This window comes from Pandoraea sp., assembly GCF_004297875.1.
Lineage (GTDB): Bacteria > Pseudomonadota > Gammaproteobacteria > Burkholderiales > Burkholderiaceae > Pandoraea.
Genome location: NZ_SCSK01000048.1, coordinates 207820 through 231722 on the forward strand (window position 1 = coordinate 207820; position 23903 = coordinate 231722).

General features: G+C 61.4%; 18 protein-coding genes and 2 tRNA genes. 8 read left to right on the plus strand and 12 right to left on the minus strand.

What is annotated here, in order from left to right:
• Window positions 1-121: 121 nt before the first annotated feature.
• Entirely contained in the window at window positions 122-1771 is a 1650-nt protein-coding gene (locus tag EPN80_RS15365) for a 3-(methylthio)propionyl-CoA ligase (RefSeq protein WP_293029057.1), read from the minus strand.
• 121 nt (window positions 1772-1892) lie between these two features.
• Between EPN80_RS15365 and EPN80_RS15370 the strand changes: the two genes are divergently transcribed.
• Genes EPN80_RS15370 through EPN80_RS15390 form a run of 5 tightly spaced genes read left to right on the plus strand, consistent with a single transcriptional unit; the run spans window position 1893 to window position 5587 of the window.
• Entirely contained in the window at window positions 1893-3410 is a 1518-nt protein-coding gene (locus EPN80_RS15370; protein WP_293029060.1) for a YdiU family protein, read from the plus strand.
• A gap of 24 nt (window positions 3411-3434) precedes the next feature.
• Complete coding sequence (gene msrB / locus EPN80_RS15375) at window positions 3435-3896, plus strand: peptide-methionine (R)-S-oxide reductase MsrB (protein ID WP_293029063.1); 462 nt, start codon at window positions 3435-3437, stop codon at window positions 3894-3896.
• Window positions 3897-3944: 48 nt separating this feature from the next.
• The gene (locus tag EPN80_RS15380; RefSeq protein WP_293029066.1) at window positions 3945-4478 is read left to right on the plus strand and encodes a septation protein A; all 534 of its coding nucleotides are present in this window, start codon (window positions 3945-3947) and stop codon (window positions 4476-4478) included.
• Window positions 4479-4480: 2 nt separating this feature from the next.
• On the plus strand, window positions 4481-4771 hold the full coding sequence (locus EPN80_RS15385) for a BolA family transcriptional regulator (protein ID WP_293029068.1): 291 nt from the start codon (window positions 4481-4483) through the stop codon (window positions 4769-4771).
• Between the two features lie 27 nt (window positions 4772-4798).
• On the plus strand, window positions 4799-5587 hold the full coding sequence (locus EPN80_RS15390; protein WP_293029071.1) for a peptidylprolyl isomerase: 789 nt from the start codon (window positions 4799-4801) through the stop codon (window positions 5585-5587).
• 56 nt (window positions 5588-5643) lie between these two features.
• Here EPN80_RS15390 and EPN80_RS15395 read toward each other — a convergent pair whose 3' ends face one another.
• Both EPN80_RS15395 and purL read right to left on the minus strand, forming a co-directional pair.
• On the minus strand, window positions 5644-6072 hold the full coding sequence (locus tag EPN80_RS15395) for a F0F1 ATP synthase subunit epsilon (RefSeq protein WP_293029073.1): 429 nt from the start codon (window positions 6070-6072) through the stop codon (window positions 5644-5646).
• Between the two features lie 64 nt (window positions 6073-6136).
• Window positions 6137-10183, minus strand: coding sequence for a phosphoribosylformylglycinamidine synthase (gene purL / locus EPN80_RS15400; RefSeq protein ID WP_293029076.1), 4047 nt, complete (start codon window positions 10181-10183; stop codon window positions 6137-6139).
• Between the two features lie 196 nt (window positions 10184-10379).
• On the opposite strand from purL, the gene EPN80_RS15405 reads away from it, so the two are divergent.
• Window positions 10380-11654 carry a D-amino acid dehydrogenase gene (locus EPN80_RS15405; protein ID WP_293029079.1) on the plus strand — a complete coding sequence of 425 codons (1275 nt, stop codon included), beginning with the start codon at window positions 10380-10382 and terminating at the stop codon, window positions 11652-11654.
• A gap of 113 nt (window positions 11655-11767) precedes the next feature.
• Entirely contained in the window at window positions 11768-13312 is a 1545-nt protein-coding gene (locus tag EPN80_RS15410; protein WP_293029082.1) for an NAD(P)H-hydrate dehydratase, read from the plus strand.
• Between the two features lie 111 nt (window positions 13313-13423).
• Here the strand turns inward: EPN80_RS15410 and EPN80_RS15415 are convergent, their stop codons facing one another.
• Window positions 13424-14125: an ABC transporter ATP-binding protein gene (locus EPN80_RS15415; RefSeq protein WP_293029085.1), complete on the minus strand. Its 702-nt coding sequence runs from the start codon at window positions 14123-14125 to the stop codon at window positions 13424-13426.
• Here EPN80_RS15415 and EPN80_RS15420 point away from each other — a divergent pair.
• Window positions 14124-14792: an arylesterase gene (locus EPN80_RS15420; RefSeq protein ID WP_293029088.1), complete on the plus strand. Its 669-nt coding sequence runs from the start codon at window positions 14124-14126 to the stop codon at window positions 14790-14792. The genes EPN80_RS15415 and EPN80_RS15420 overlap by 2 nt on opposite strands.
• A 103-nt stretch (window positions 14793-14895) precedes the next feature.
• Here EPN80_RS15420 and EPN80_RS15425 read toward each other — a convergent pair whose 3' ends face one another.
• From EPN80_RS15425 to tig, 8 genes are all read right to left on the minus strand, one after another.
• Window positions 14896-16827: a SurA N-terminal domain-containing protein gene (locus EPN80_RS15425; protein WP_293029091.1), complete on the minus strand. Its 1932-nt coding sequence runs from the start codon at window positions 16825-16827 to the stop codon at window positions 14896-14898.
• 72 nt (window positions 16828-16899) lie between these two features.
• Window positions 16900-16976, minus strand: a tRNA-Asp gene (locus EPN80_RS15430).
• A 13-nt stretch (window positions 16977-16989) separates the two neighbouring features.
• Window positions 16990-17065 (minus strand) — tRNA-Val (locus tag EPN80_RS15435).
• Window positions 17066-17119: 54 nt separating this feature from the next.
• Window positions 17120-17392 carry an HU family DNA-binding protein gene (locus EPN80_RS15440; RefSeq protein ID WP_047213669.1) on the minus strand — a complete coding sequence of 91 codons (273 nt, stop codon included), beginning with the start codon at window positions 17390-17392 and terminating at the stop codon, window positions 17120-17122.
• A 280-nt stretch (window positions 17393-17672) separates the two neighbouring features.
• On the minus strand, window positions 17673-20102 hold the full coding sequence (lon, locus tag EPN80_RS15445; protein ID WP_293029095.1) for an endopeptidase La: 2430 nt from the start codon (window positions 20100-20102) through the stop codon (window positions 17673-17675).
• Between the two features lie 159 nt (window positions 20103-20261).
• Window positions 20262-21542, minus strand: coding sequence for an ATP-dependent Clp protease ATP-binding subunit ClpX (gene clpX, locus EPN80_RS15450; protein ID WP_293029097.1), 1281 nt, complete (start codon window positions 21540-21542; stop codon window positions 20262-20264).
• Window positions 21543-21734: 192 nt separating this feature from the next.
• Window positions 21735-22385, minus strand: a complete 651-nt coding sequence (gene clpP / locus EPN80_RS15455) for an ATP-dependent Clp endopeptidase proteolytic subunit ClpP (RefSeq protein WP_293029152.1) — start codon at window positions 22383-22385, stop codon at window positions 21735-21737.
• A 111-nt stretch (window positions 22386-22496) separates the two neighbouring features.
• Complete coding sequence (gene tig / locus EPN80_RS15460) at window positions 22497-23846, minus strand: trigger factor (RefSeq protein ID WP_293029098.1); 1350 nt, start codon at window positions 23844-23846, stop codon at window positions 22497-22499.
• Window positions 23847-23903 lie beyond the last annotated feature (57 nt).

Below are 23903 nucleotides of genomic sequence, written 5' to 3' on the forward strand. Positions count from 1 at the left end.
CGCGTGGGGAAAATCACGAGGTGTCAGCGGGTCTGCAAGGAACGGGACCCGCCGACTGGCATCGGGCCTCATCTGGCATCGAGGGCCCGCCGCTTTGATGGACCGGATGCGGTCTTGCAGATCACTTGCACGCATCCGAAACGCCTTCGGGTCCGGCGTAGTCCTTGAAGCGTTCACGCAACTTCAGTTTCTGCATTTTGCCGGTGGCGGTATGCGGAATCTCGTCGACAAAAACAACGTCGTCCGGAATCCACCATTTAGCCACGCGCCCCTCGTAAAACTTCAGGATTTCCTCGCGCGTCACCTGAGCGCCCGGCTTTTTGACGATCACCAATAACGGCCTTTCGTCCCACTTCGGATGCGAGATCGCAATACACGCGGCCTCATGCACTGCGGGATGCGCCATCACGACGTTCTCGACATCGATCGAGCTGATCCACTCACCGCCTGATTTGATCACGTCCTTGCTGCGGTCGGTGATGTGTACATATCCATCCGCATCGATCGTCGCCACGTCGCCGGTCGGAAACCAGCCATTGATCAGCGGTGACTTATCGCCTTTGAAATACGTATCGATCACCCACGGCCCGCGCACCAGCAGATCGCCAAACGACTCGCCGTCCCAGGGCAGCTCCTGGCCGTCGGAGCCGACGATTTTCAAATCGACGCCATAGATCGCACTGCCCTGTTTCTCGAGCAGCGCGCGCTGCGCCTCACGCGGCAAGTTGGCATGCTTGACACGCAACTTGCATAGCGTACCTAACGGGGACATTTCGCTCATGCCCCAGGCATGGATAACCTGCACGCCGTAATCTTCCTCGAAGGTACGGATCATCGCCGGCGCGCAAGCGGAGCCGCCGATGACCGTGCGGTTCAGCGTGCTGAAGCGCAGCCCGTTTTTCTTGACATGGTCGAGCAGACCCAGCCACACGGTGGGCACACCGGCCGAAAAAGTCACGCCCTCGGCCTCAAACAGTTCGTACAGTGACCTGCCGTCGAGATCCTTGCCCGGCAGCACCAGTTTCGCGCCGGTCAGTGGCACCGCGTAGGGCAGTCCCCAGGCGTTGACGTGAAACATCGGCACGACCGGCAGCACGCTGTCGCGCGCCGAGAGCGCCATCGAATCAGGCAGCGCCGCGCCATAGGAGTGCAGCACGGTTGAACGATGGCTATACAGCACGCCCTTCGGATTGCCTGTGGTGCCCGACGTGTAACACAAGCTCGACGCAGTGCTCTCGTCGAACTCAGGCCAGGCGTAGTCGCTGTCCTGCGCATCGAGCAGTTCTTCATAACACAGCAGGCCGACTTCACTGGCCGGCATGTGAGCGCGATCCGTCATTGCGACCCAGCCGCGCACGTCGGGGCAACGCGGCGCCAGTCGTTCGACCAGCGGCAGGAAAGTCAGATCGAAAAACACATAACGGTCCTCGGCATGGTTGACGATGTATTCGATCTGCTCCGGAAACAGACGCGGGTTGATCGTATGGCAGACCGCCCCCATGCCCGAGACCGCGTAATAAATTTCGAGATGCCGATAGCCATTCCACGCCAGCGTGCCGACGCGCTCGCCCGGCTCGACGCCGAGCGCCAGCAGCGCCCTGGCCAGTTGCTTGGCGCGCTGCTGCAGGCCGCGGTAGGTATAACGGTGAACATCGCCTTCGATGCGACGCGACACGATTTCGGTGTCGCCATGATGTCGCGCGGCGTGCCGCAGGATCGACGAGATCAGCAGCGGCACTTGCATCATTTGCCCCGGTATGGTGCTTGCCATGGGGTCAGTCTCCTGGATGTGATTATTTTGCCGTTTTGGCGGCACCCGGCCGTCGCTACATACTAACGAGCAGCGAATGCACTGCTCAAGTAAAATATCGGGAAATCCGAGGGCCCACAATATGTCGTATTCCCCGAGCGCGGATGCTGCCTCGGCAGCCGCCGCCCAGGCGCTCACGCTGCCGCTGACCAACGGTTTCGCTCGCTTGGGCGAGGCTTTTTTCACCCGCCTCGCGCCCGCGCCGCTGCCAGCGCCCTATCTGGTAGCCTTCAGCGCCCAGGCCGCGAGCTTGCTGGGCTGGTCCGGCGAGGTCGCGGCCCACCCCGATTTCATCGATACATTTGCTGGCAACCGCCCGTTGCCCGGCGCCGAGCCGCTTGCCAGCGTGTATTCGGGCCACCAGTTCGGCGTGTGGGCTGGTCAGCTCGGCGACGGACGCGCGCACTGGCTGGGCGAGGCGCATACGCGCGGCGGCGACTGGGAGGTTCAACTCAAGGGCAGTGGCCTGACGCCCTACTCCCGCATGGGCGACGGCCGGGCCGTGTTGCGTTCGTCGATCCGCGAATTTCTCTGCTCGGAGGCGATGCACCACCTCGGCATTCCCACCACGCGTGCGCTGTGCGTAGTCGGTTCGGACGCGCCGGTGCGCCGCGAAACCATCGAGAGCGCCGCGGTCGTCACCCGTTTGTCGCCCAGCTTTATCCGCTTCGGTCATTTCGAGCACTTCGCCGCGTGCGAGCGGCACGACCTGCTGGCCCAACTGGCGGACTATGTCATCGAGCGTTACTATCCGCACTGCCGTGAGGTAGCCAATCCGTATCAGGCGTTGCTGGCTGAGGTATCGGCGCGCACCGCCGAGTTGATGGCGCAGTGGCAGGCAGTCGGCTTCTGTCATGGGGTGATGAATACGGACAATATGTCGATTCTGGGTCTGACGATCGATTACGGCCCGTTCGGATTCATGGACGGCTTCAACGCCAACCATATCTGCAATCACTCCGACAGCCAGGGCCGCTACGCCTACCGCATGCAGCCCAACGTCGCCTACTGGAATCTGTTTTGTCTGGCGCAGGCCCTGCTGCCTCTTATCGGCGACGGCCAGGCCGGCGTCGAGGCGGCTCAGGCCGCGCTCGAAGGCTACAAACCCGGCTTCGCCGACGAGATCGATCTGCGCTTGCGCGCGAAGCTCGGCTTGCGTGAAGCGCACCCTGGCGACGAAGCGCTGCTGAACCGGTTGTTCGACATCATGCATGCCGGCAGGGTTGATTTCACGCTGTTCTTTCGCCGTCTGGCGCAACTGCGCATTGAGAGCCCTGAGCACGACGCGCCGTTGCGCGACATGTTCATCGATCGCGCTGCGTTCGACGCCTGGGCGAGCGACTACCGCGCCCGGTTGCGTCATGAGGGCAGCGACGATCCTGCGCGCCGAGCCGAAATGAATCTGGTCAATCCCAAATATGTGTTGCGGAACCATCTGGCGCAAACCGCTATCCGAAAAGCCAATGAAAAGGATTTTTCCGAAGTGACCGCCCTGTTGCGCCTGCTGGAGCATCCCTTTGACGAACAACCCGGGATGGACCATTACGCCGCCTTGCCGCCCGACTGGGCTGCTCAGCTCGAGGTGAGCTGTTCGTCGTAATCCCACCGATTTCTGGAGACACCCATGAGCTCTATTCACAAGACCGACGCCGAATGGCGCGCCGAACTCGACGATATCGAATACCAGGTGACCCGCCATGCCGCCACCGAGCGGCCGTTTACCGGGCGCTACTGGGATCACTGGGAGAACGGCGTCTATCGTTGCGTCTGTTGCGGCGAGCCGCTCTTCGAGTCAGCCAGCAAGTTCGACGCCGGTTGCGGCTGGCCAAGCTACTCTCGCCCCCTCGATGAAACCGACATCGATGAAATTGCCGATCACAGCCACGGCATGGAGCGCGTGGAGGTCCGCTGCCATCATTGCGGCGCGCACCTGGGCCACGTGTTCGAAGACGGCCCTGCGCCGACCGGGCTGCGCTATTGCATTAATTCGGCCGCTTTGAAATTCCAGGCCGGAGCAGACTCACAGGCGGTGTCGCCGGGCGACGACGCCGCATTTCCGGGTGCGTCCGACAAGCCGGTGCGCTAAACTGCCGCCGGCAACTTTTTTTCCGATCTCAGCGAGCCCGCCACGCCCATGAAATTTTTGTTCGATCTGTTCCCGATCATCCTGTTTTTTGTCGCCTTCAAGGTCGCCGGCATTTATGCGGCAACCGCCGTGGCGATCGCCGCGACCGTGGTCATGATCGGCTGGGTGTGGTTCCGCCACCGCAAGGTCGAGGCGATGCAGTGGGTCAGTCTGGCGATCATCGTCGTGTTCGGCGGTGCCACGCTGGTGCTGCACGACGATACCTTCATCAAATGGAAGCCTACCGTGCTGTACTGGCTGTTTGCCGGCACGCTGTTCATTTCCGAATTGATGTTCGACCGCAATCTGATCCGCGCCATGATGGAAAAGCAGATGGCATTGCCCGAGCCTGTCTGGCGCACGCTGAACGTCAGCTGGGCATTGTTTTTCCTGGCCATGGGCGCGCTCAATATTGCCATCGCCTATCATTACTCGACCAGCACTTGGGTCAATTTCAAACTGTTCGGCAGCATGGGGCTTATGGTGGTGTTCATCATCATCCAGAGCCTGTGGCTCGGCAAATATATGAAACAGGACGATTGACCATGCCCGCCACACCCGAATCCGTCATCGAGCAGCGCCTGCGCGCTGCGCTCTCGCCCGAAAGACTTGCGCTCGAAAATGACAGCGCGTTGCATGCCGGCCACGCCGGCGCCTCGGCCGGCGGCCATTACCGCCTGACCATCGTGGCCGCCGCGTTCGCCGGCAAGAACCGCGTGGCGCGCCATCGCTTGGTGTATGATGCGCTGTCTGATTTGATGCAGAACGGCGTTCACGCGCTGGCCATTACCGCGCTGACGCCGGATGAAGCCGGTTTGCCCCCCATTTCGCATTGACCTCCATTCAGATTGTTAGGAATTCGCATGGCTTTGAAATCTATCCGCATCGCTCTCATTGCGCCGGTCCTCGCAGCGCTCGTCGGCCTGCCTGCCCACGCGCAGAATGTCGCCGTGGTCAACGGCACGCCGATTCCCGTCTCGCGCGCCGATGCCATGGTCAAGGAGATGGTCAAGCAGGGGCAGCAGAACTCTCCCGAATTGCAGGCGCAAGTGCGGGAAGATCTCGTCAACCGCGAAATCCTCACGCAGGAAGCGATCCGGCGCGGTCTGCAAACCCAGCCCGACGTGCAGAACCAGCTCGCGCTGGCGCGTCAATCGGTATTGATTCGCGCCCTGATCAACGATGAGCTGCAAAAATCGCCGGTCACCGACGCCGAAGTGCAAGCCCGATATGACGAGCTCAAGAAGCAGTACGGCGCCGAGGAATATCGTGCCCGTCATATCCTGGTGCCAACCGAAGCCGAAGCCGAGCAACTGATCGCCAAGCTCAAGGCCGGCGCGAATTTTGCCGATCTGGCCAAGCAATACTCGAAGGATCCGGGCTCCGCGCCCAATGGCGGCGATCTCGACTGGTCACCCGCGAGCGCCTATGTTGAACCTTTCGCGGCGGCACTGACCAAGCTGAAAAAAGGCGAATACACCGACAAGCCGGTCAAGACGTCGTTCGGCTACCACATCATCGAACTGGAAGACGTGCGCCCCGCGCAAATTCCGCCGCTGTCCGAAGTCAAAACCCAGCTGGAGCAGCAAATGCGCCAGGAAAAGCTGCAGAAATTCGAGATGAATCTGCGCGACAAAGCCAAGATTCAATAAGCCGGGAGCCCACCCGGATGCAAAAAAACCGCCTTTCCGGGCGGTTTTTTATTGGCTCATGAAGACACCGATTTGCGCTTGCGAAACCGGCTGATGGCAGCAAGCTGCGCCGCGGCTTCCATCAGCTCGGCTTGCGCCTTCGCATATTCGATGCGCGAAGTCTGATTCTGGAGCGCTTCGGTAGCCGCCTGACGGGCAAGTTCGGCTTTGCTCTCGTCGAGATCATCGGCGCGCATCACCGTGTCGGCCATGACGGTTACGATACTCGCCTGCACTTCGGCGAAGCCGCCTGCGATGTAGAAAAATATCTCCTCGCCAGACGTTTGTCGAATATGCACCGTTCCGGGCCGCAGCGTGGTCAGAAATGGCGCGTGACCGGTCAGCACACCGAAGTCGCCCTGCGCGCCGGGCATCGATACATACTCGGCCTGGCCAGAAAATATCTCGGCTTCGGCACTGACCAGATCGACTTTGAAGGTTCCCATTGCCGCCTCCTGTTCAGCGTATCGCCAGCAGGCGGCTTCGCGTCAGGCCTCAGGCCGCAAGCGCTCAGGCCGCCCAGCGCCGAGCGTTGCGGAACATGCGCATCCAGGGGCTGTCCGCGCCCCACGAGTCGGGATGCCAACTCATCTGCACGGAGCGGAACACCCGCTCCGGATGCGGCATCATGACCGTGAAACGGCCATCGGCCGTGGTGAACGACGTCAATCCTCGCGGTGAACCGTTGGGATTGAACGGATAGGTCTCGGTCACCGCGCCGCGATGATCGACGAAGCGCATGGCGCCGATCGCCTGCTCGATGTCGCCCTGGTGCGCGAAATTGGCAAACCCCTCGCCATGCGCGACCACGATCGGCGCCTGCGTGCCTTGCATGTCCCTGAAAAACAGCGACGGCGAGTCGAGCACTTCGACCATTGCCAGACGGGCTTCGTACTTCGCCTTGTTATGTGTGAATTTGGGCCAGGCGGCTGCACCGGGAATCATGTTGGCCAAATTGCTCATCATCTGGCAGCCGTTGCAGACCCCGAGCGCGAATGTGTCGGCACGATCAAAGAATGATGCAAACATGTCAGCCAACGAATTGTTGAACAGGATCGTCTTGGCCCAGCCTTCGCCAGCACCCAGCGTATCGCCGTAGGAGAAGCCGCCGCACGCGATGAATCCGCGGAAGTCCTGCAGGCTGGCGCGCCCGCCGATCAGGTCGCTCATGTGCACGTCATACGCGTCGAAGCCGGCGCGGTCGAGCACGTAAGCCATCTCAACATGCGAATTCACGCCCTGCTCGCGCAGCACGGCAACCTTCGGACGCGCGCCGCTGGCGATGAACGGCGCGGCGACGTCTTCGGCCGGATCGAACGTGAGCCTAGGCGACATGCCAGGATCGTTACCGTCGAGCAGTCCATCGTATTCGGCGTCAGCACAGGCAGGGTTGTCGCGCAGGCGCGCAATGCGCCAGCTCACTTCGCTCCATGCGCGCTGCAGTTCGATGCGCGACGCGCTGAATATCTGCTTGGCGTCACGATAGATTTCGATCACGTCGCTGGCGTTGGGCTTGCCGATCACGTGGCTGCATTGTGACAGGCCATGCTGGCGCAGCGTTTGCAGGACTTCGTCGCGGTGCGCGGCGCGCACCTGGACCACGGCGCCCAGCTCTTCGTTGAACAGCGCCCGCAGCGTCATGTCTTCGCGTCGACCGGCGGTTTGACGCGCCCAGTCCTTGGCGTCGCCGTAATCGAATTCATGCGCCTGATCGAGCACCAGCATGTCGACGTTGAGAGACACGCCGGCATGGCCCGCAAACGCCATTTCGCACACCGTGGCGAACAGCCCGCCGTCGGACCGATCGTGATACGCGAGCAGCTTGCCCTCGGCGTTGAGCTGCTGAATTGCCGAGAAGAACCGCTTCAGATCTTCCGGATCGTCGACGTCCGGCGTGACGTCTCCCAGTTGCTGGGTTACCTGCGCGAGGATGCTGCCGCCCAGACGGTTGCGGCCACGGCCCAGGTCGATCGCGATCAGCACGGTATCGCCGACGGCATCGATACGATGCAGTTGCGGCGTCAGGTGCCTGCGCACGTCGGCGACCGGGGCGAATGCCGAGATGATCAGCGAGACCGGCGCGACCACCTCCTTCGCCGCGTCGCCTTCGCGCCATTGCGTGCGCATCGACAATGAATCCTTGCCGACCGGGATCGACAGGCCCAGCGCCGGACAAAGCTCCATACCGACTGCCTTGACGGTATCGAAAAGCCGCGCATCTTCGCCCGGCGCACCGCACGCGGCCATCCAGTTGGCCGACAGTTTGATCTGCGCGAGCGACTCGATCGGTGCAGCGGCGATATTGGTGATCGCCTCACCCACTGCCATGCGGCCGGACGCTGGCGCATCGATCACCGCCAATGGCGTGCGCTCGCCCATGGTCATGGCTTCGCCGCGGTAACCCGCAAAGTCCATGGCGGTGATGGCGCAGTCGGCCACCGGCACTTGCCATGGCCCGACCATCTGGTCGCGTACTGTCAGCCCGCCGACGGCGCGGTCGCCGATCGTGATAAGAAAGGATTTGCTGGCCACCGTCGGATGCCTGAGCACCTCTTGCGCAACGTCGGCCAGCGCCAGGCCGGTGACGTCCACGGGCGCAGCCGTGGTAGCCACACGCGTGACGTCACGGTGCATCCGCGGCGTCTTGCCGAGCAGCACGTCCATCGGCATATCGACCGGTGTCGCGCTGCCGGCCGGCGCCTCGGCGTCGATCAGTTGCAATTGCCGCTCTTCGGTGGCTACGCCGACCACCGCAAACGGACAGCGTTCGCGTTCACACATGGCCTGAAACGCCGGCAGGTCGTCGGGTGCGATGGCCAGTACGTAGCGTTCCTGGGCTTCGTTGCTCCAGATTTCAGCGGGCGACATGCCGCTCTCTTCCAACTGAATGTGGCGCAAGTCGAAGCGCGCGCCGCGCCCGGCGCCATCGACGAGTTCGGGAAATGCGTTGGACAAGCCGCCCGCGCCGACATCGTGGATGGACAAAATCGGATTGCGTTCACCCAGCGCCCAGCAGGCATTGATGACTTCCTGGGCGCGGCGCTGAATTTCCGGGTTGCCGCGCTGCACCGAGTTGAAGTCGAGTTCGGCCGCGTTGGTGCCGGTCGCCATCGAGCTGGCCGCGCCGCCGCCGATGCCGATGCGCATGCCGGGGCCGCCGATCTGGATCAGCAGCGAGCCGGCGGGCAGATCTTGCTTGTGCGTGTGAGCGTCATCGATATTGCCGATGCCGCCAGCGATCATGATCGGCTTGTGGTAGCCGCGCACGCGTCCGCCGACGTTCTGCTCGTAAGCGCGAAAGTAGCCGCCCAGGTTAGGCCGCCCAAATTCGTTGTTGAATGCCGCGCCGCCCAGCGGGCCTTCGATCATGATCTGCAGCGGCGAGGCGATGCGATCGGGCTGCCCATAGCGGCCCGGTGCCGCGTCCGGCCGGCGCTCGGCCAGCGGCTGCGTGACGTCCTGCGCACTCTCCCACGCGGCGTTCGTCTCAGGCAGGTTCAGGTTGGAGACCGTGAACCCGCACAGGCCCGCCTTGGGCGTGGCGCCCCGGCCGGTCGCCCCTTCGTCGCGGATCTCGCCGCCGGCACCGGTGGAAGCGCCGGGGAACGGCGAAATGGCGGTCGGATGATTGTGCGTCTCGACCTTCATCAAGGTGTGCGTGAGCGCATCGACTCGCTGGTAGTGCCGGGCACCGTGGCCCGCTTCACGCGGGTACCAGCGCTCCACCACCGCGCCGGCCATTACCGCGGCGTTGTCGGAATAGGCAACGATCGTCCCCTGCGGGTTGAGCGCGTGGGTGTTCTTGATCATTTGGAACAGCGATTTGTCCTGCGGTTGCCCGTCGATGGTCCATTGCGCGTTGAAGATCTTGTGGCGGCAATGCTCGCTGTTGGCCTGCGCGAACATCATCAGCTCCACGTCGGTCGGATTGCGGCCGAGCCCTCGGAACGCCTCGACCAGGTAATCGATTTCGTCGTCGGCCAACGCCAGGCCCAAGGCGAGGTTGGCATCCTCCAGCGCGGCGCGCCCCTTGCCGGTCACGTCCACTGTCTGCAGCGGTTTGGCGGGCAGGTCCTCGAACAGCGCATAGGCATCCTCGCGGCTGCTCACCACGGTCTCGGTCATGCGGTCGTGCAGCAGTGCCGCCACGCTCGGCAATACTGCCTGGTCCAGCGCGCGGCGTCCGCCGAGCAGGCCGCTTTTGACCGATAGGGTGTATTCGATGCCGCGCTCGATGCGCCGGACATTGATCAGTCCGCAGTTGTGGGCGATATCGGTGGCTTTGCTGGCCCACGGGGAAATCGTGCCGAAGCGGGGAATGACAAGCAGTCTGGCGCCGGTCGCCTGCTCCTGTGCCGGCTCGCCATAGGTCAGCAGCGCGGTAATCTGCTCGGTCTGTGCGGCATCAAGCGGTGTGGCACAGGCAACGAAATGGACGTAGCGGGCATGCACGCTCTGAATACTGGATTCGATCGCCTGGAGGCTTTGCAGCAAACGCTGCTGGCGAAAGTCGGATAGCGCGGCGGCGCCGGCGAAGCAAGCAATATGGGTGGTCATGAAAGCAGCAGGCACGCGAGCGATAGCAAATGGCGGGAGGGCAAACAACGAAGCGCAATTATACCTTGCCTGACCGCTCTTTTCCGCGCGCCGTCAGCGTGGCCGGGCCGTCTCTGGTAAGCTAGCGGCCGCATCAACCGCAGCATTCATAAGAATTCCAGGCGGTTAGTCTAACTACACGGCCACGAACCAGAGCATGAAGGTTATCGTCATCGGCGGGGGCATTATCGGCACCTGCAGCGCTTATTATCTTGCACAGGCCGGTCATGAAGTCGTGCTGCTCGAGCGCAACAGTACCGTTGCGCAGGAGAGCAGCTTCGGCAATGCCGGTGTCATCGCGCCGGGCTACGTGACGCCATGGGCGGCCCCCGGCATGCCGCGCAAGCTGCTCGGCTATATGTTCAGCAGCACCAGCCCGTTGGTATTTCGCCCCGGCTTGTCCGTTGGCAGCTGGCGCTGGGCCTTGCGCTGGCTGGGCCAGTGCAGGCTCGAGCGCTACCGGCGCAACCGCAGCCGCATGCAGCGCCTGGCTTTCTACAGCCAGACGTGCCTGCACGAGCTGCGCGAGCAACTCGAGCTCGATTACGAACAAACGCGCGGTTACCTGCAGCTGTTCCGCACCGAACGTGAGATCAGGCTCTCGGAGCCGGGCCGCGAAATGCTTGCCGAAAATGGCGTTGCGCACAAACTGCTGAGTGCGCAGGAGTGCCGCACCCTGGAGCCCGCGCTGTCGCCCGACGCGCCGCTTGCCGGCGGCCTGCATTTGCCGAATGACGAAACCGGCAATTGTCCGCTGTTCGCGAAGCGTCTGGCGCAGATAGCGCGCAACATCGGAGTCGCTATCGAGTGCGAGACTCGCGTCGCCGCGATTCAGTCGCACGCCGGCGAGCATCGCATGCAGGTTCAGACGCAACACGCGACGACCGGACAAACAGCGATTCAAAACGCCGACGCGGTGGTCGTGGCCGCCGGGGTCGCCAGCGCCGAATTGCTCGCGCCGCTCGGTATTCGCCTGCCGCTCTGGCCGATCAAAGGCTATTCGCTGACGGCGACGGTCAGGGGCGAGCTGTTCGTGCCCCGCATCGCGGTGATGGACGAGTCCTACAAGGTCGCCATCACACCGCAAGGCAATCGTCTGCGCATTGCCGGCACTGCGGAACTGGGCGATCGGCAACTGGTTTTGCGGCAAAGCGCCATCAACACGCTGCATAAGGTGGCGGCCGACTGGTTCCCCGGCGCGGCCCGATACCACGAAGCGCGCGCCTGGGTCGGCGCTCGCCCGATGCTGCCTGATGGCCCGCCGCTGCTCGGCCCGACCCATTTGCCGGGATTGTTTCTGAATCTCGGTCACGGGTCGACCGGCTGGGCGATGGCCTGCGGGTCCGGCAGGGTGGTTGCCGATCTGATCAGTGGCCGGCCTGCCGAGATCGATCTCGACGGATTGACCCTGGCGCGCTATCGGCGCGCATGACGGCCCTATATTCCCCTTTTGCCGCATCGGGTCAATGCCGAGGTGGCAATAGATTCCGGTGAGGCCGGGTGGGAGCGCATAATGTCGGGTAGTCGATTCCCTCTCCTGCCCCCATGCCGAAACCGCCATTCCTGCCCCTGTATGACGTCGCCCGGTTGCGTCGCATCGAACAACGGGCTCAGGCCCATCTCGCGCCGCACACGCTCATGGCGCACGCCGGCCGCGCGGCAGCCAACTGGCTCTATGGCGAGTTGGCGCGCACACCGGCCGATGCCCGACCGATCCTGATTCTCGCCGGCCCCGGCAATAATGGCGGCGACGCCCTGGTGCTGTCGGCGGAGCTTGCTCGTCGCGGCGTGCCGGTCGAGGTCTGGTTGCTGGCACCGCCCGCCACCGACGACGCCCGCTGGGCGTTGACCGAGGCGCAGGCGGCCGGCGTGACGATCGCGCCGGTGCCCGCATCGCTGCCGAGCCATGCCGATACCGGCTTCCCCTATCATTGGGGGGTTGATGGGCTGTTCGGCATCGGCCTGTCGCGCGCCTTGGACGAGCCGACCGGCGCGCTGGTGGCGTGGTTCAACAGGCAGCCGTTTCGCCGGCTGGCCCTGGACGTGCCAAGCGGCCTCCTCGCTGATGCAGGCCAGCCAGCCGGCTGTCGCGAACATGTCGTCCGGGCCGATGCCACGATTGCCTTCCTGGGCGCCACGCCAGGGCTCTATACCGGCGTCGGACGGGATTGCGCCGGCACGGTCTCGGTCGACACGCTGGGCGTCGATCTCGACGAATCGGGCGCAACCGCCGGCGAATCACCGCGCGCCTGGCTGAATACGCCGGCGCTGTTCGCTGCCCATTTGCCGCGCCGCCGACACGCCAGTCACAAGGGCACCTATGGTGCGCTGGCCGTGCTGGGCGGCAATCGCGGCATGCTCGGCGCGCCTGTTCTGGCCGCACGCGCCGCACTTCAATTGGGCGCCGGGCGCGTTCACGTTGGCTTCGTTGCGCCTGATTTTCCACCCTATGACAGTTGGCAGCCCGAATTGATGCTTCGGGGTGCGCAGGCCATCGAGCACGCCCAGATGCAGGCGCTGGCGGCAGGCCCGGGCATGGGCCAGGACGAGAGCGCACATGCTTGCATGGCCGATGCGCTGGGTCATCCGCATAGCTCGTTGGTACTTGACGCCGACGCATTGAATTTGCTGCCGGCGCGCACCGAATTCGCCGAGCTGTTGCGACAGCGCGCGGTACCCGCCGTCCTCACGCCGCATCCTCTGGAAGCCGCCCGTCTACTGGGTTGCAACGCTGCCACGGTGCAGGCGAATCGACTGAGCGCGGCACGTGACCTGGCGCAGCGTTATGGCGTGGTTGCAGTGCTCAAGGGCTCAGGCACCATCATCGACGACGGCGAATATACGTTGATCAATCCGACCGGCAATGCCGGACTGGCGACCGCTGGATCGGGAGACGTCCTGACCGGAATGATCGGCGCCCTGCTCGCGCAAGGCATGCCGCCGCTGTCGGCGGCGGCAGTAGGCGTCTATTTGCATGGCCGCGCTGCTGAGCGCTTGACAGATGCCGGCCGCGGCCCGGCGGGGTTGACCGCCGGCGAATTGCCTGGCGCGGCGCGTGACGAATTCAATAGCTGGCTGCAAACAACGTAGCCACCGCGATGCGGCGCGTGGCCGGCTGCCTCGCATCCGGGCCCGACCGATCACGTCGGTCGAGCGTGCGCAGCCGGATGCGATGATGCCGGTGCGCGAACCTGTTACGCGCTACGTGGCAGCTTGAGCGGGCACGACCAGACGCCCGCCCGACAGTGTGAAAATGCGGTCGCAACGCTGCGCGATCGCCGGATCGTGCGTCACCAGCACCAGCGTGGCGCCGCTGGCGCGATTCATCGCGAACATCAGGTCGATGACCCTCTCGCCCGTCGCGGTATCGAGACTACCGGTCGGTTCGTCGGCGAACAGTATCGCCGGCTCGGTCACAAAGGCCCGCGCGAGCGCAACGCGCTGCTGTTCCCCCCCCGAGAGCTGCTTGGGGTAGTGCGATAGCCGGCTGGCCAACCCGACGCGCTCGAGCAGTTGCCTGGCGCGTGCATCGACATCATGCGTATCGCCCAGCAATTCGAGCGGCAACATGACGTTTTCCAGCGCAGTCAAATGGGGCATGAGCTGAAAAGACTGGAATACAAAGCCGACCTGTTTGCGTCGCAGCGCCGCTCGGCCTTCTTCGTCGAGCTCACGCAGCGACTGTCCGAGCAGCCGAACGGTGCCGTGGGTCGGCAGATCCAATCCCGCAAGCAGGCCCAGCAGCGTCGATTTACCGGAGCCCGACGCACCGACGATGGCGACACTCTGCCCGCGCGCCACGCGCAGGCTGATATCCTGCAAAATGGCAAGATCACCGGTGGCGTCGTGCAGTGTTTTGCCCAAACCCTGGGCTTCGATCACAGTATCGGGAATAGATAGCATGTTGAAATGGATCCGAGGTATCGGTTTCGCAGTCATCTTCGGTTTGACCGCGCCACTGGCCAGCGCCGCGCCGGCACAGACGCCGCGCGCGCCAGTGCTGCTGGTGCTCGGCGACAGCCTGTCGGCCGAATACGGGATTGCGAGAGGCACTGGCTGGGTCGCACTGCTGCAACAGGCGTTGAAAAAGGATGGCTTCGATTATAGCGTCGTCAATGCCAGCATCAGCGGTGACACGACCAGCGATGGCATGGCGCGCTTGCCCGCGCTGCTAAGCCGCTACCGGCCGGCCATTACTGTGATCGAACTTGGCGCCAACGACGCCCTGCGAGGCATTCCGCTGTCACTGACGGAGCGCAATTTGCACGATATGGTCAGCGCGGCTCGGCGCGCTCAAAGTCGCGTGATGCTGATCGGAATGCGCATACCGCCGAATTACGGCCCCGACTATACGGAACGTTTTTTCAATATGTTCGGTGCGATCGCTAAAGCCCAACGGCTTGCCTATACACCGTTTCTGCTGGATGGTATCGCCGGTCGCCGCGATCTGTTTCAGGAGGATCAGATGCACCCGCTGGCCGTCGCACAGCCCTACCTGCTACGCAATGTATGGCCGGCATTGCGGCCGTTGCTGGGAAAACCCGCCCCGACGAAACCGGTCGCGCAATGATCGCAAGATCGTTTGATGCCGGATTATGCTCAAAAAAACGCGAGCTCTCGCTCGCGTTCTTCGGCCCCTGTACTGCGGCCTGAATCAGTGCACGTGACTGGCACTATTGGTTCGTCTTTGCGCCAATCGCATTGGGATTGATTTTCACCTTGGTATTCGCCCTCAACTCGGCGACGTAGGCATCGAATTCCGCCTGCCCGATGATCTGTGCCAACTGTTGCGCCTCTGCGGCGGTGCGCGATGCGTCGGCCGGTGTGGCGGCTGGTTGCGAGACTTTGTTGATGCGGTAAATCGCGTAACCCTGATCACCCAGATCGACGCCGGCATAGGCCGGCAGCTTGGCCGTATCCGCCTTGAATATCTCGCTTAGCGCGGCAGGCGGAACCTTGCCGGGGTTATCTCGCGAGACCGTCTGCTCCGGGCCGAAGCCGTCGGCCGACGCGCTCTTGCGCAAGTCCGCCAGCTTGGCTTCACCATCCTTTTTGGCCTGGGCGGTGGCCTGTTCCGACACGTACTTGCTGCTGACCTGAGTCTCGATCTGATCGAGCGGCGGCACAGCTGCTGGATGGTACGCCATTACATGCGCGGAAACCAGCACGCCTTGCCCAACATCCACGGCTTCCGTATTGTGCTTTTTCTTGAGCGTGTCGTCGCTAAAGATTGCCTTGAGCAATTTGGGATTGTTGAGCGGACTATCGGCGCCCAACGCGGGATTGGGCGTGCGCTGGACATCTGCCGTCTGAATTTTCAAATGAAGCTTGTCAGCCACCGGCTGCAGACTGTCTGGTTGATCGAACACCAGATTGGTCAGTTGATCGGCTTGCTTCGCGTAGATCTTTGCCTGCTCCTTCTGCTGATACTCCTTGAGCAACTGCTCCTTGACCTGATCGAAAGGCTGGGTCTCGGCGGGTTTGATCCCCGTGAGCATCAGGATGTGGTAGCCGTAGTCGGTCTGCACCAGATTGCTTATTTCGTTGAGCTTGAGACTGAATGCGGCGTCCGAGAACGGTTTGACCATGGCGTCGCGACCGAAGTAACCGAGGTCACCGCCCTTGGCGGCCGACCCAGGGTCCTGCGAGTCTTGCTTGGCCAGTTTGGCGAATTGGTCGGGATGCTTGCGCACTTCGTCGAGAATCGATTGGGCCTTGGCCTTCGCCGCGGCGCGTTGCGCCGGCGTCGCATCACGAGGCACGGCGATCAGGATGTGACTGACGCGGCGCTGCTCAGGAACCTTGAAATGGTCGATCTGCTGCGCATAAAGCTTCTTGAGGACATCGTCGCCGGGTGCGGCAACCGTGGCCTGGACATTCTTGGGATCAAGGACGACATAACTGATCTGTGCTGTCTCGGGCGTCTTGAACGCCTCTTTGTGCTGCTCATAATAGGCTTTCAGCTGATCCGGTGTCGGCTTGATTTTCGCCGCATAGGCCGATGCCGGCAGCATCAGTTCCTGGATGTCGCGTTGTTGAGCGCGCAGCGTCGCGAAGCGTTCGGCGACCGCTTTCGGCAACCAGGCACTGCTCTGAATATTTTCAGGGATCTGGCGGGATGCCAGTTCATAGCGAATTTGCGCATCGAGCTGATTCGGCGTCAGGCGCTGCGCGGCGAGCAACTGTTCATAAGCCTTCAGGTCGATGCTGCCGTCTGGACGACGCAATTGCTGAATCGCGGGGATCGCGAGAATCGCCTCGCGCACCTGGGCATCGGAGGCGGTGAGGTGCTTGTTCAACATCTGCTCGGTCAACAACCGCTGCTGAATCAAATTGTCGAGTATGGCCTGACGCAGGGTCGGTGTATTGATCTTGCTGACGTCGATCGAATCGCCGAACATCTGGCTCATGCGTTGGACCTGATCCTGGACGGCGTTATCGAACTCCTGGCGGGTAATCTGTTGACCTCCCACCGTCGCGACGTTGTTCCCGCCTTGAGCAAAATCCTGCCAGCCGTGGATGCCGAAAATCACGAACGATGGCACGATGAGCAACATAAGAAACAGCAGCACCAGGCGCTGATGACGGCGAATCGAATCAAGCATACGTTGGCGTCAGATAAGTTTTGATGGAGCGGGTATAACAAAAAGGCGAACCTCGGTTCGCCTTTTCTTAACTGGCGGAGTGGACGGGACTCGAACCCGCGACCCCCGGCGTGACAGGCCGGTATTCTAACCGACTGAACTACCACTCCTCACGGCAAGAACTGGTGGGTGCTGAGGGGATCGAACCCCCGACCTACGCCTTGTAAGGGCGCCGCTCTACCAGCTGAGCTAAGCACCCGTTCTCAACCACGTTATTCTTTTGCTTCGCACTGACAAATTGCAAGCAAGACGATCAGTTTAACGCATCTTTCAGGGCTTTGCCAGGGCGAAATTTCGGTACCTTTGCCGCCTTGATCTTGATTGCCGCACCAGTGCGAGGGTTGCGGCCCGTGCGGGCGGCGCGCTTGCCGACAGCAAAAGTGCCAAATCCCACGAGCGTCACACTGCCACCTTTTTTCAGCGTCGTTTTCACTGCACCTACCAAAGCGTCGAGCGCACGACCTGCGGCTGCTTTCGAAATATCTGCTTTGTCCGCGATATGGTCGATCAGTTCGGTTTTATTCACTGTAACCCCCTCACAAGGTCAAATGGCGATTGAGTCGAAACCGCGCGTTCTCGTCCGCGGTCGTCGAATTCGGCTCAGCGTAAGCTGCGCTTCGTCATTTAACTAGCCGCAAACCCTTATGTCAAGCGGTTTCGGGCGTGTCTGGGGTATTCCGGTGACGATCTCGTCATAGTTCGATACAACCGAATTTCCTGCCGCACGGCATCGCCGGCAAGACACCAAAACAATAAAAAACCCGGGGTGTCCCGGGCTTGAATTGGTGCTGGTGCAGCAGCAACGCTTAGTGTTTGATGACTCCCGGCGTACCCGGGGCGTCGGAGGGCTTGGCGAGCGCCGCGTCTTCCGTTGTTTTGGAGTCTTCCTCGGGCAGCGGCGTCGGCATCCGCTCGAGTGCCAACTCGAGCACCTTGTCGATCCAACGGACTGGAATGATCTCCATGTTGTTCTTCACGTTATCCGGAATCTCGGCCAAGTCCTTCACGTTCTCTTCAGGAATCAATACCAGCTTGATACCGCCGCGATGAGCCGCCAGAAGCTTTTCCTTCAGACCGCCGATCGGCAGCACCTCGCCGCGCAGCGTGATCTCGCCAGTCATGGCAACGTTGGCCCGCACCGGAATGCCGGACAGCACCGATACAAGTGCCGTCGTCATCGCGATACCAGCCGACGGGCCGTCCTTGGGCGTGGCGCCTTCGGGCACGTGGATATGGATATCCTTCTTCTCGAACAGGTCGTCAGTCAAGCCGAGGCGCCGAGCGCGCGAGCGCACGACCGAACGAGCTGCCTCGACTGATTCTTTCATGACGTCGCCCAGTGAACCCGTGCGCAGGATGTTGCCCTTGCCCGGCATCAGCGCCGCCTCGATGGTCAACAGATCGCCGCCCACTTCTGTCCAGGCCAGACCGGTAACTTGCCCGATCTGGTTTTCCTTGGCAGCAAGTCCGAAGTCGAATTTGCGTACGCCGAGGAAGGCATCGAGGTTGTCGGCCTCGACGGTCACCATCGGTTTGTCGGTTTGCTTGAGCAGCAGCATCTTGACAACCTTTCGGCAGATCTTGGAGATCTCCCGCTCGAGCGAGCGCACGCCGGCTTCGCGCGTGTAGTACCGAATGATGTCGCGAATCGCCGACTCGGTGACGTCAATCTCGCCGTCCTTGAGCCCATTGTTCTTTTTCTGCTTCGGCAGCAAGTAACGCTGGGCAATGCTGACCTTCTCGTCTTCGGTATAGCCCGCCAGCCGGATCACTTCCATCCGGTCAAGCAACGGCGCCGGAATGTTCAGCGAATTCGACGTGGCGACGAACATCACGTCGGACAAGTCGAAATCGACTTCGACGTAGTGATCGGAGAACGTATGGTTCTGCTCGGGATCCAGCACTTCCAGCAAGGCCGAGCTGGGATCTCCGCGGAAATCCATCCCCATTTTGTCGACTTCGTCGAACAGGAACAGCGGGTTGCGCACGCCTACTTTGGACAGACTTTGCAGGATCTTGCCCGGCATCGAGCCAATATAGGTACGGCGGTGACCGCGAATTTCAGCCTCGTCGCGCACGCCGCCAAGCGCCATGCGAACGAATTTACGATTGGTCGCTCGCGCGATCGACTGGCCGAGCGAGGTCTTGCCAACCCCCGGCGGCCCAACGAGGCACAGGATCGGCGCCTTGACCTTGTCGACGCGCTGCTGAACCGCGAGATACTCGAGAATCCGTTCCTTGACCTTCTCGAGGCCGAAGTGGTCTTCATCGAGCACCTTCTCGGCATTCGACAAATCGTTGTTCACTTTGCTCTTCTTGCGCCACGGCAAGCCGACGAGCGTGTCGATGTAGTTACGCACGACCGTCGCTTCGGCGGACATCGGCGACATCAGCTTGAGCTTCTTGAGTTCGGCATCGGCCTTCTTGCGCGCGTCCTTGGGCATATGGGCCGTCTTGACGCGCTTTTCCAATTCTTCGAGGTCCGCGCCCTCCTCGCCCTCACCGAGTTCCTTCTGAATCGCCTTGACCTGCTCGTTCAGATAGTATTCGCGCTGGCTTTTCTCCATCTGCCGCTTGACGCGACCACGGATGCGCTTTTCCACCTGAAGGATGTCGATTTCGCTTTCCAGTTGCGCTAGCAGGTGTTCGAGACGCTCGATCACAGGGAACATTTCCAGGATCTTCTGCTTTTGCTCGAGCTTGAGCGGCAGATGCGCCGCGATGGTGTCGGCCAGGCGGCCGGCATCGTCGATGCCCGAGAGCGAAGTCAGAATTTCAGGTGGAATTTTCTTGTTCAGTTTGACGTATTGGTCGAACTGCGCGACGATCGCTCGGCGCAAGGCCTCGCTCTCGGATGTATTGCCATTGTCCGGCTCGAGCGGCATCACCTCGGAAGTGAACTGGGTCTCTTCCTCGTCGACGCGCAAGGTGCGCGCCCGTTGAATGCCTTCGACCAGCACCTTGACGGTGCCGTCGGGTAGCTTGAGCATTTGAAGAATGTTCGCAACGCACCCGATTTCATACAAATCTTTGGCCGTCGGTTCATCCTTGGCGGCTGCCTTCTGAGCCACCAGCATGATGTGCTTGCCGCCTTCCATCGCGGTTTCGAGCGCCTTGATCGACTTCGGACGGCCGACGAACAAGGGGATCACCATGTGTGGAAACACCACCACGTCGCGCAACGGCAGCAGCGGCAGTTGAATCGCTTCAGACGGAAGAATTTGAGTGCCTGACATCTCGTTCCCCATAATTACAAACAGTTGTGTTTCTGCTACTTGAGGCCAGCGGACGGAATTGCAAGTCCGGCGGATTCGGCACACATTGCATTAAGGTCAAGTATGAAGCAAAAGAACCGTTCACGTTGCCATGAACGGTTCCTGGACTGAATTTACCGTTCAATTGGAGGATCCGGCGACCTTCGGCGTATCCTGATAAATCAAAAGCGGTTTGCCGTCCCCGGCGACAGCGTTTTCATCGAGAATAACCTTGCTGACACCCTTGAGCGACGGAAGTTCGTACATCACGTCAAGCAGCGATTGTTCCAGGATCGAACGCAAGCCGCGCGCGCCGGCCTTGCGCTTGATCGCCTTGCGAGCGATCGCGTGCAGGGCTGCCGGGCGGATTTCGAGGTCGACCCCTTCCATCGCGAACAGCCGCTGGTATTGCTTGACCAGGGCATTCTTGGGCTCGATAAGAATCGTCACGAGTGCATCTTCGTCGAGTTTCCCCAACGTCGCAACGACCGGCAAACGACCGATCAATTCGGGGATCAACCCGAACTTGATCAGATCTTCCGGCTCGACATCGAGCAGCATCTCGCTCACGTCGCGCTCTTCGCCGCTTTTTACGGTGGCCCCGAAGCCGATGCCGGTCTTCTCGGTACGATCGATGATGATCTTTTCCAACCCATCGAAGGCACCGCCGCAAATGAACAGGATATTGGTCGTATCGACCTGGATGAAATCCTGGTTCGGATGCTTGCGCCCGCCTTGCGGCGGTACCGATGCCATCGTGCCCTCGACCAGCTTCAGCAGGGCTTGCTGAACGCCCTCGCCCGAGACATCACGCGTAATCGAAGGGTTGTCTGATTTGCGGCTGATCTTGTCGATTTCGTCGATATAGACGATCCCGCGCTGCGCCTGCTCGATCTCGTAATTGCAGTTCTGCAGCAGCTTCTGGATGATGTTCTCGACGTCTTCCCCCACGTACCCGGCTTCGGTCAGGGTGGTGGCGTCCGCAATCACGAACGGCACGTTGAGCAGGCGCGCCAGCGTTTGCGCGAGCAACGTCTTGCCGGACCCGGTGGGGCCGATCAGCAGGATATTGCTCTTCGACAGTTCGACTTCGTCACGCTTGTCGCCAAGATGCTTCAGCCGCTTGTAGTGGTTATACACCGCCACGGCGAGGATCTTCTTTGCGCGCTCCTGGCCGATCACGTACTGATCCAGGATATCCCGGATCTCCTGGGGCGCAGGTAAGTCGGATTTACCGCCGGATTGATCATCATCGGCAGCGGATGCTTCATCGCGAATGATTTCGTTGCACAAGTCGATGCACTCGTCGCATATAAACACCGACGGGCCCGCTATCAGCTTTTTGACCTCATGCTGACTCTTGCCACAAAACGAGCAATAGAGCAGCTTTTCGCCGTTGGAAGTACTTTTTTTATCCACCATATCTGTCAGCCTGAAGCGTTAGCCGACCTGTTACGCCCTGATCGGATGCGCACCAAGTGGGCATAAGTGTTTCCATTGTAGCGCCATGACGCGCCGGCGTGTGGTTGAAGCACGACAGCGGGGGAAATCCCTGAGATGGTCGAGGATCCGAAAATCAAAACGGGGGCGCCTGCCCCCGCATGCGGAGGTCGATCAAGAGCGATTGGCGACAACCTTGTCGATCAGGCCGTATGCGGCTGCGTCATCGGCCGACAGGAAGTTATCGCGGTCGGTGTCGCGAGCCACCTTCTCGACCGGCTGGCCGGTGTTCTGAGCCAGCAACTGGTTGAGCCGTTCCTTGAGATAGAGGATCTCGCGCGCATGAATTTCAATATCCGAGGCTTGCCCGCGAGCGCCGCCCAGCGGTTGATGAATCATGATGCGCGCATTGGGAAGCGAAAAGCGCTTGCCTTTGGCCCCCGCGGCCAGCAAAAACGCCCCCATGCTGGCGGCGAAACCCATGCACAAGGTCGACACGTCGGGCTTGACGAACTGCATGGTGTCGTAGATCGCCATCCCGGCCGAGACGGACCCGCCCGGAGAATTGATATACAGTGAAATGTCCTTGTCGGGATTTTCACTTTCCAGAAACAGCAATTGCGCCACGACCAGATTGGCCGTGTCGTCGTTGACTTCGCCAACCATGAAGATGACCCGCTCGCGCAGCAGGCGGGAGTAGATATCGTAGGCGCGCTCGCCGCGGCCGCTTTGCTCGACGACCATGGGCACCAGCCCGAGGGAGCGTGTCTGCAGGGCCGACGCGTGGGTATCGGAGAGTTGATCGAGCAATTCGGAGCGGGTAATCATGTCAATGCGGCCCTGAAATAATAGAAATAGTCGACGCTGGGAGAGGGACGATCGCGATCGCTCAGGCAATCGCGCCGGGTCCTGGGACGCCGGCGCGACCATGGGAAATTACGCTTGCTGAGGGCCGCCGGCCAGTTCTTCGAAGCTGACAGCCTTTTCGCTTACCTTGGCTTTGCCGAGAACGAACTCGACGACGTTGTTTTCCACCACGTAGCCTTCCATCTCCGCCATGCGCTGCTGATCGCCATAGTACCAGCGGACGACTTCCTTCGGGTCTTCGTAGCTCTTCGCGAATTCCTCGACTTCCGCCCGAATTTGCTCCGGCTTGGCTTGCAGGTTGTTGGCCTTGACCAGTTCAGCCAGAATCAAGCCCAGTTTGACGCGACGCTCGGCTTGCTCGGCGAACATTTCGGCCGGAATCGGCGCATTGCGCGCATTGGGCACGCCGCGCGATTCCAGGTCCTGGCGCGCCATTTCAACCAAACGCTGCTGCTCCTGCTCGACCAGTGCCTTCGGCGTGTCCAGCTCCGACACCTTCAACAGGGCGTCCATGACCTGGTCCTTGAGCAACGCGTGCGTGCGACGCTTGACTTCGCGCTGCAGATTTTCAGTGATATCCGCACGCATTTTCGCCAGATCGCCATCGGCCACGCCCAGCGATTTCGCGAATTCGGCGTCGACCTCGGGCAAATGCGGCCACTCGATCTTCTTGACCGTAATGGTGAACTGCGCGGTTTTTCCGGCCACGTCCTTGCCGTGATAATCATCGGGGAATTTCAGGTCGAACTCGCGACTCTCGCCCACTTTCAGGCCCAGCGCAGCCGTCTCGAACTCGGGCAACATACGGCCTTCGCCAAGCACAAATGCGAAATCCTCGGCGCTGCCGCCAGCAAATGCTTCGCCGTCGAGCTTGCCGACGAAATCGACCGTGGCGCGGTCGCCGTTTTGCACGGTTGCTTCACCGCCGTCGCCATGTTCGCCGCTCTCGCCTCGCACGTGATAGTGCACGCGCTGTTTGCGCAGAATGTCGATCGTGCGGTCAATTTCCTCATCACCGATGACCGTCGTGGTGCGGGTGATTTCGGCGTTGGCCAGATCGCCGATCTTGACCTCCGGATACACCTCGAAGGTCGCATCGAACGCATAGGTGTCGTCGCTCACGCCTTCGCCGGATTTTGTCTCGAAACGCGGTTGACCGGCCACGCGCAACGACTGTGCCTGGCTGATGTCGAAGAACATGCGACCGATTTTGTCGCTGACCACCTCGGCTTCGACCTGACCGCCGTGTTGTTGCTTGACCATTTTCAACGGGACCTTGCCAGGGCGAAAACCCGGCATGCGCACATTTTTTGCCAGACGGCGAATACGCACATCCACTTCCTGCGCCACTTCTTCCTTGGGGAAAGCGATAGTGACACGACGTTCCAGTTTGCCAAGGTTTTCAACAACAATAGTCATGGGAATCTTTGTCCATCCAGAGGAGCCGCACTGGCCATGCGGGGAGGGATCCCGCCG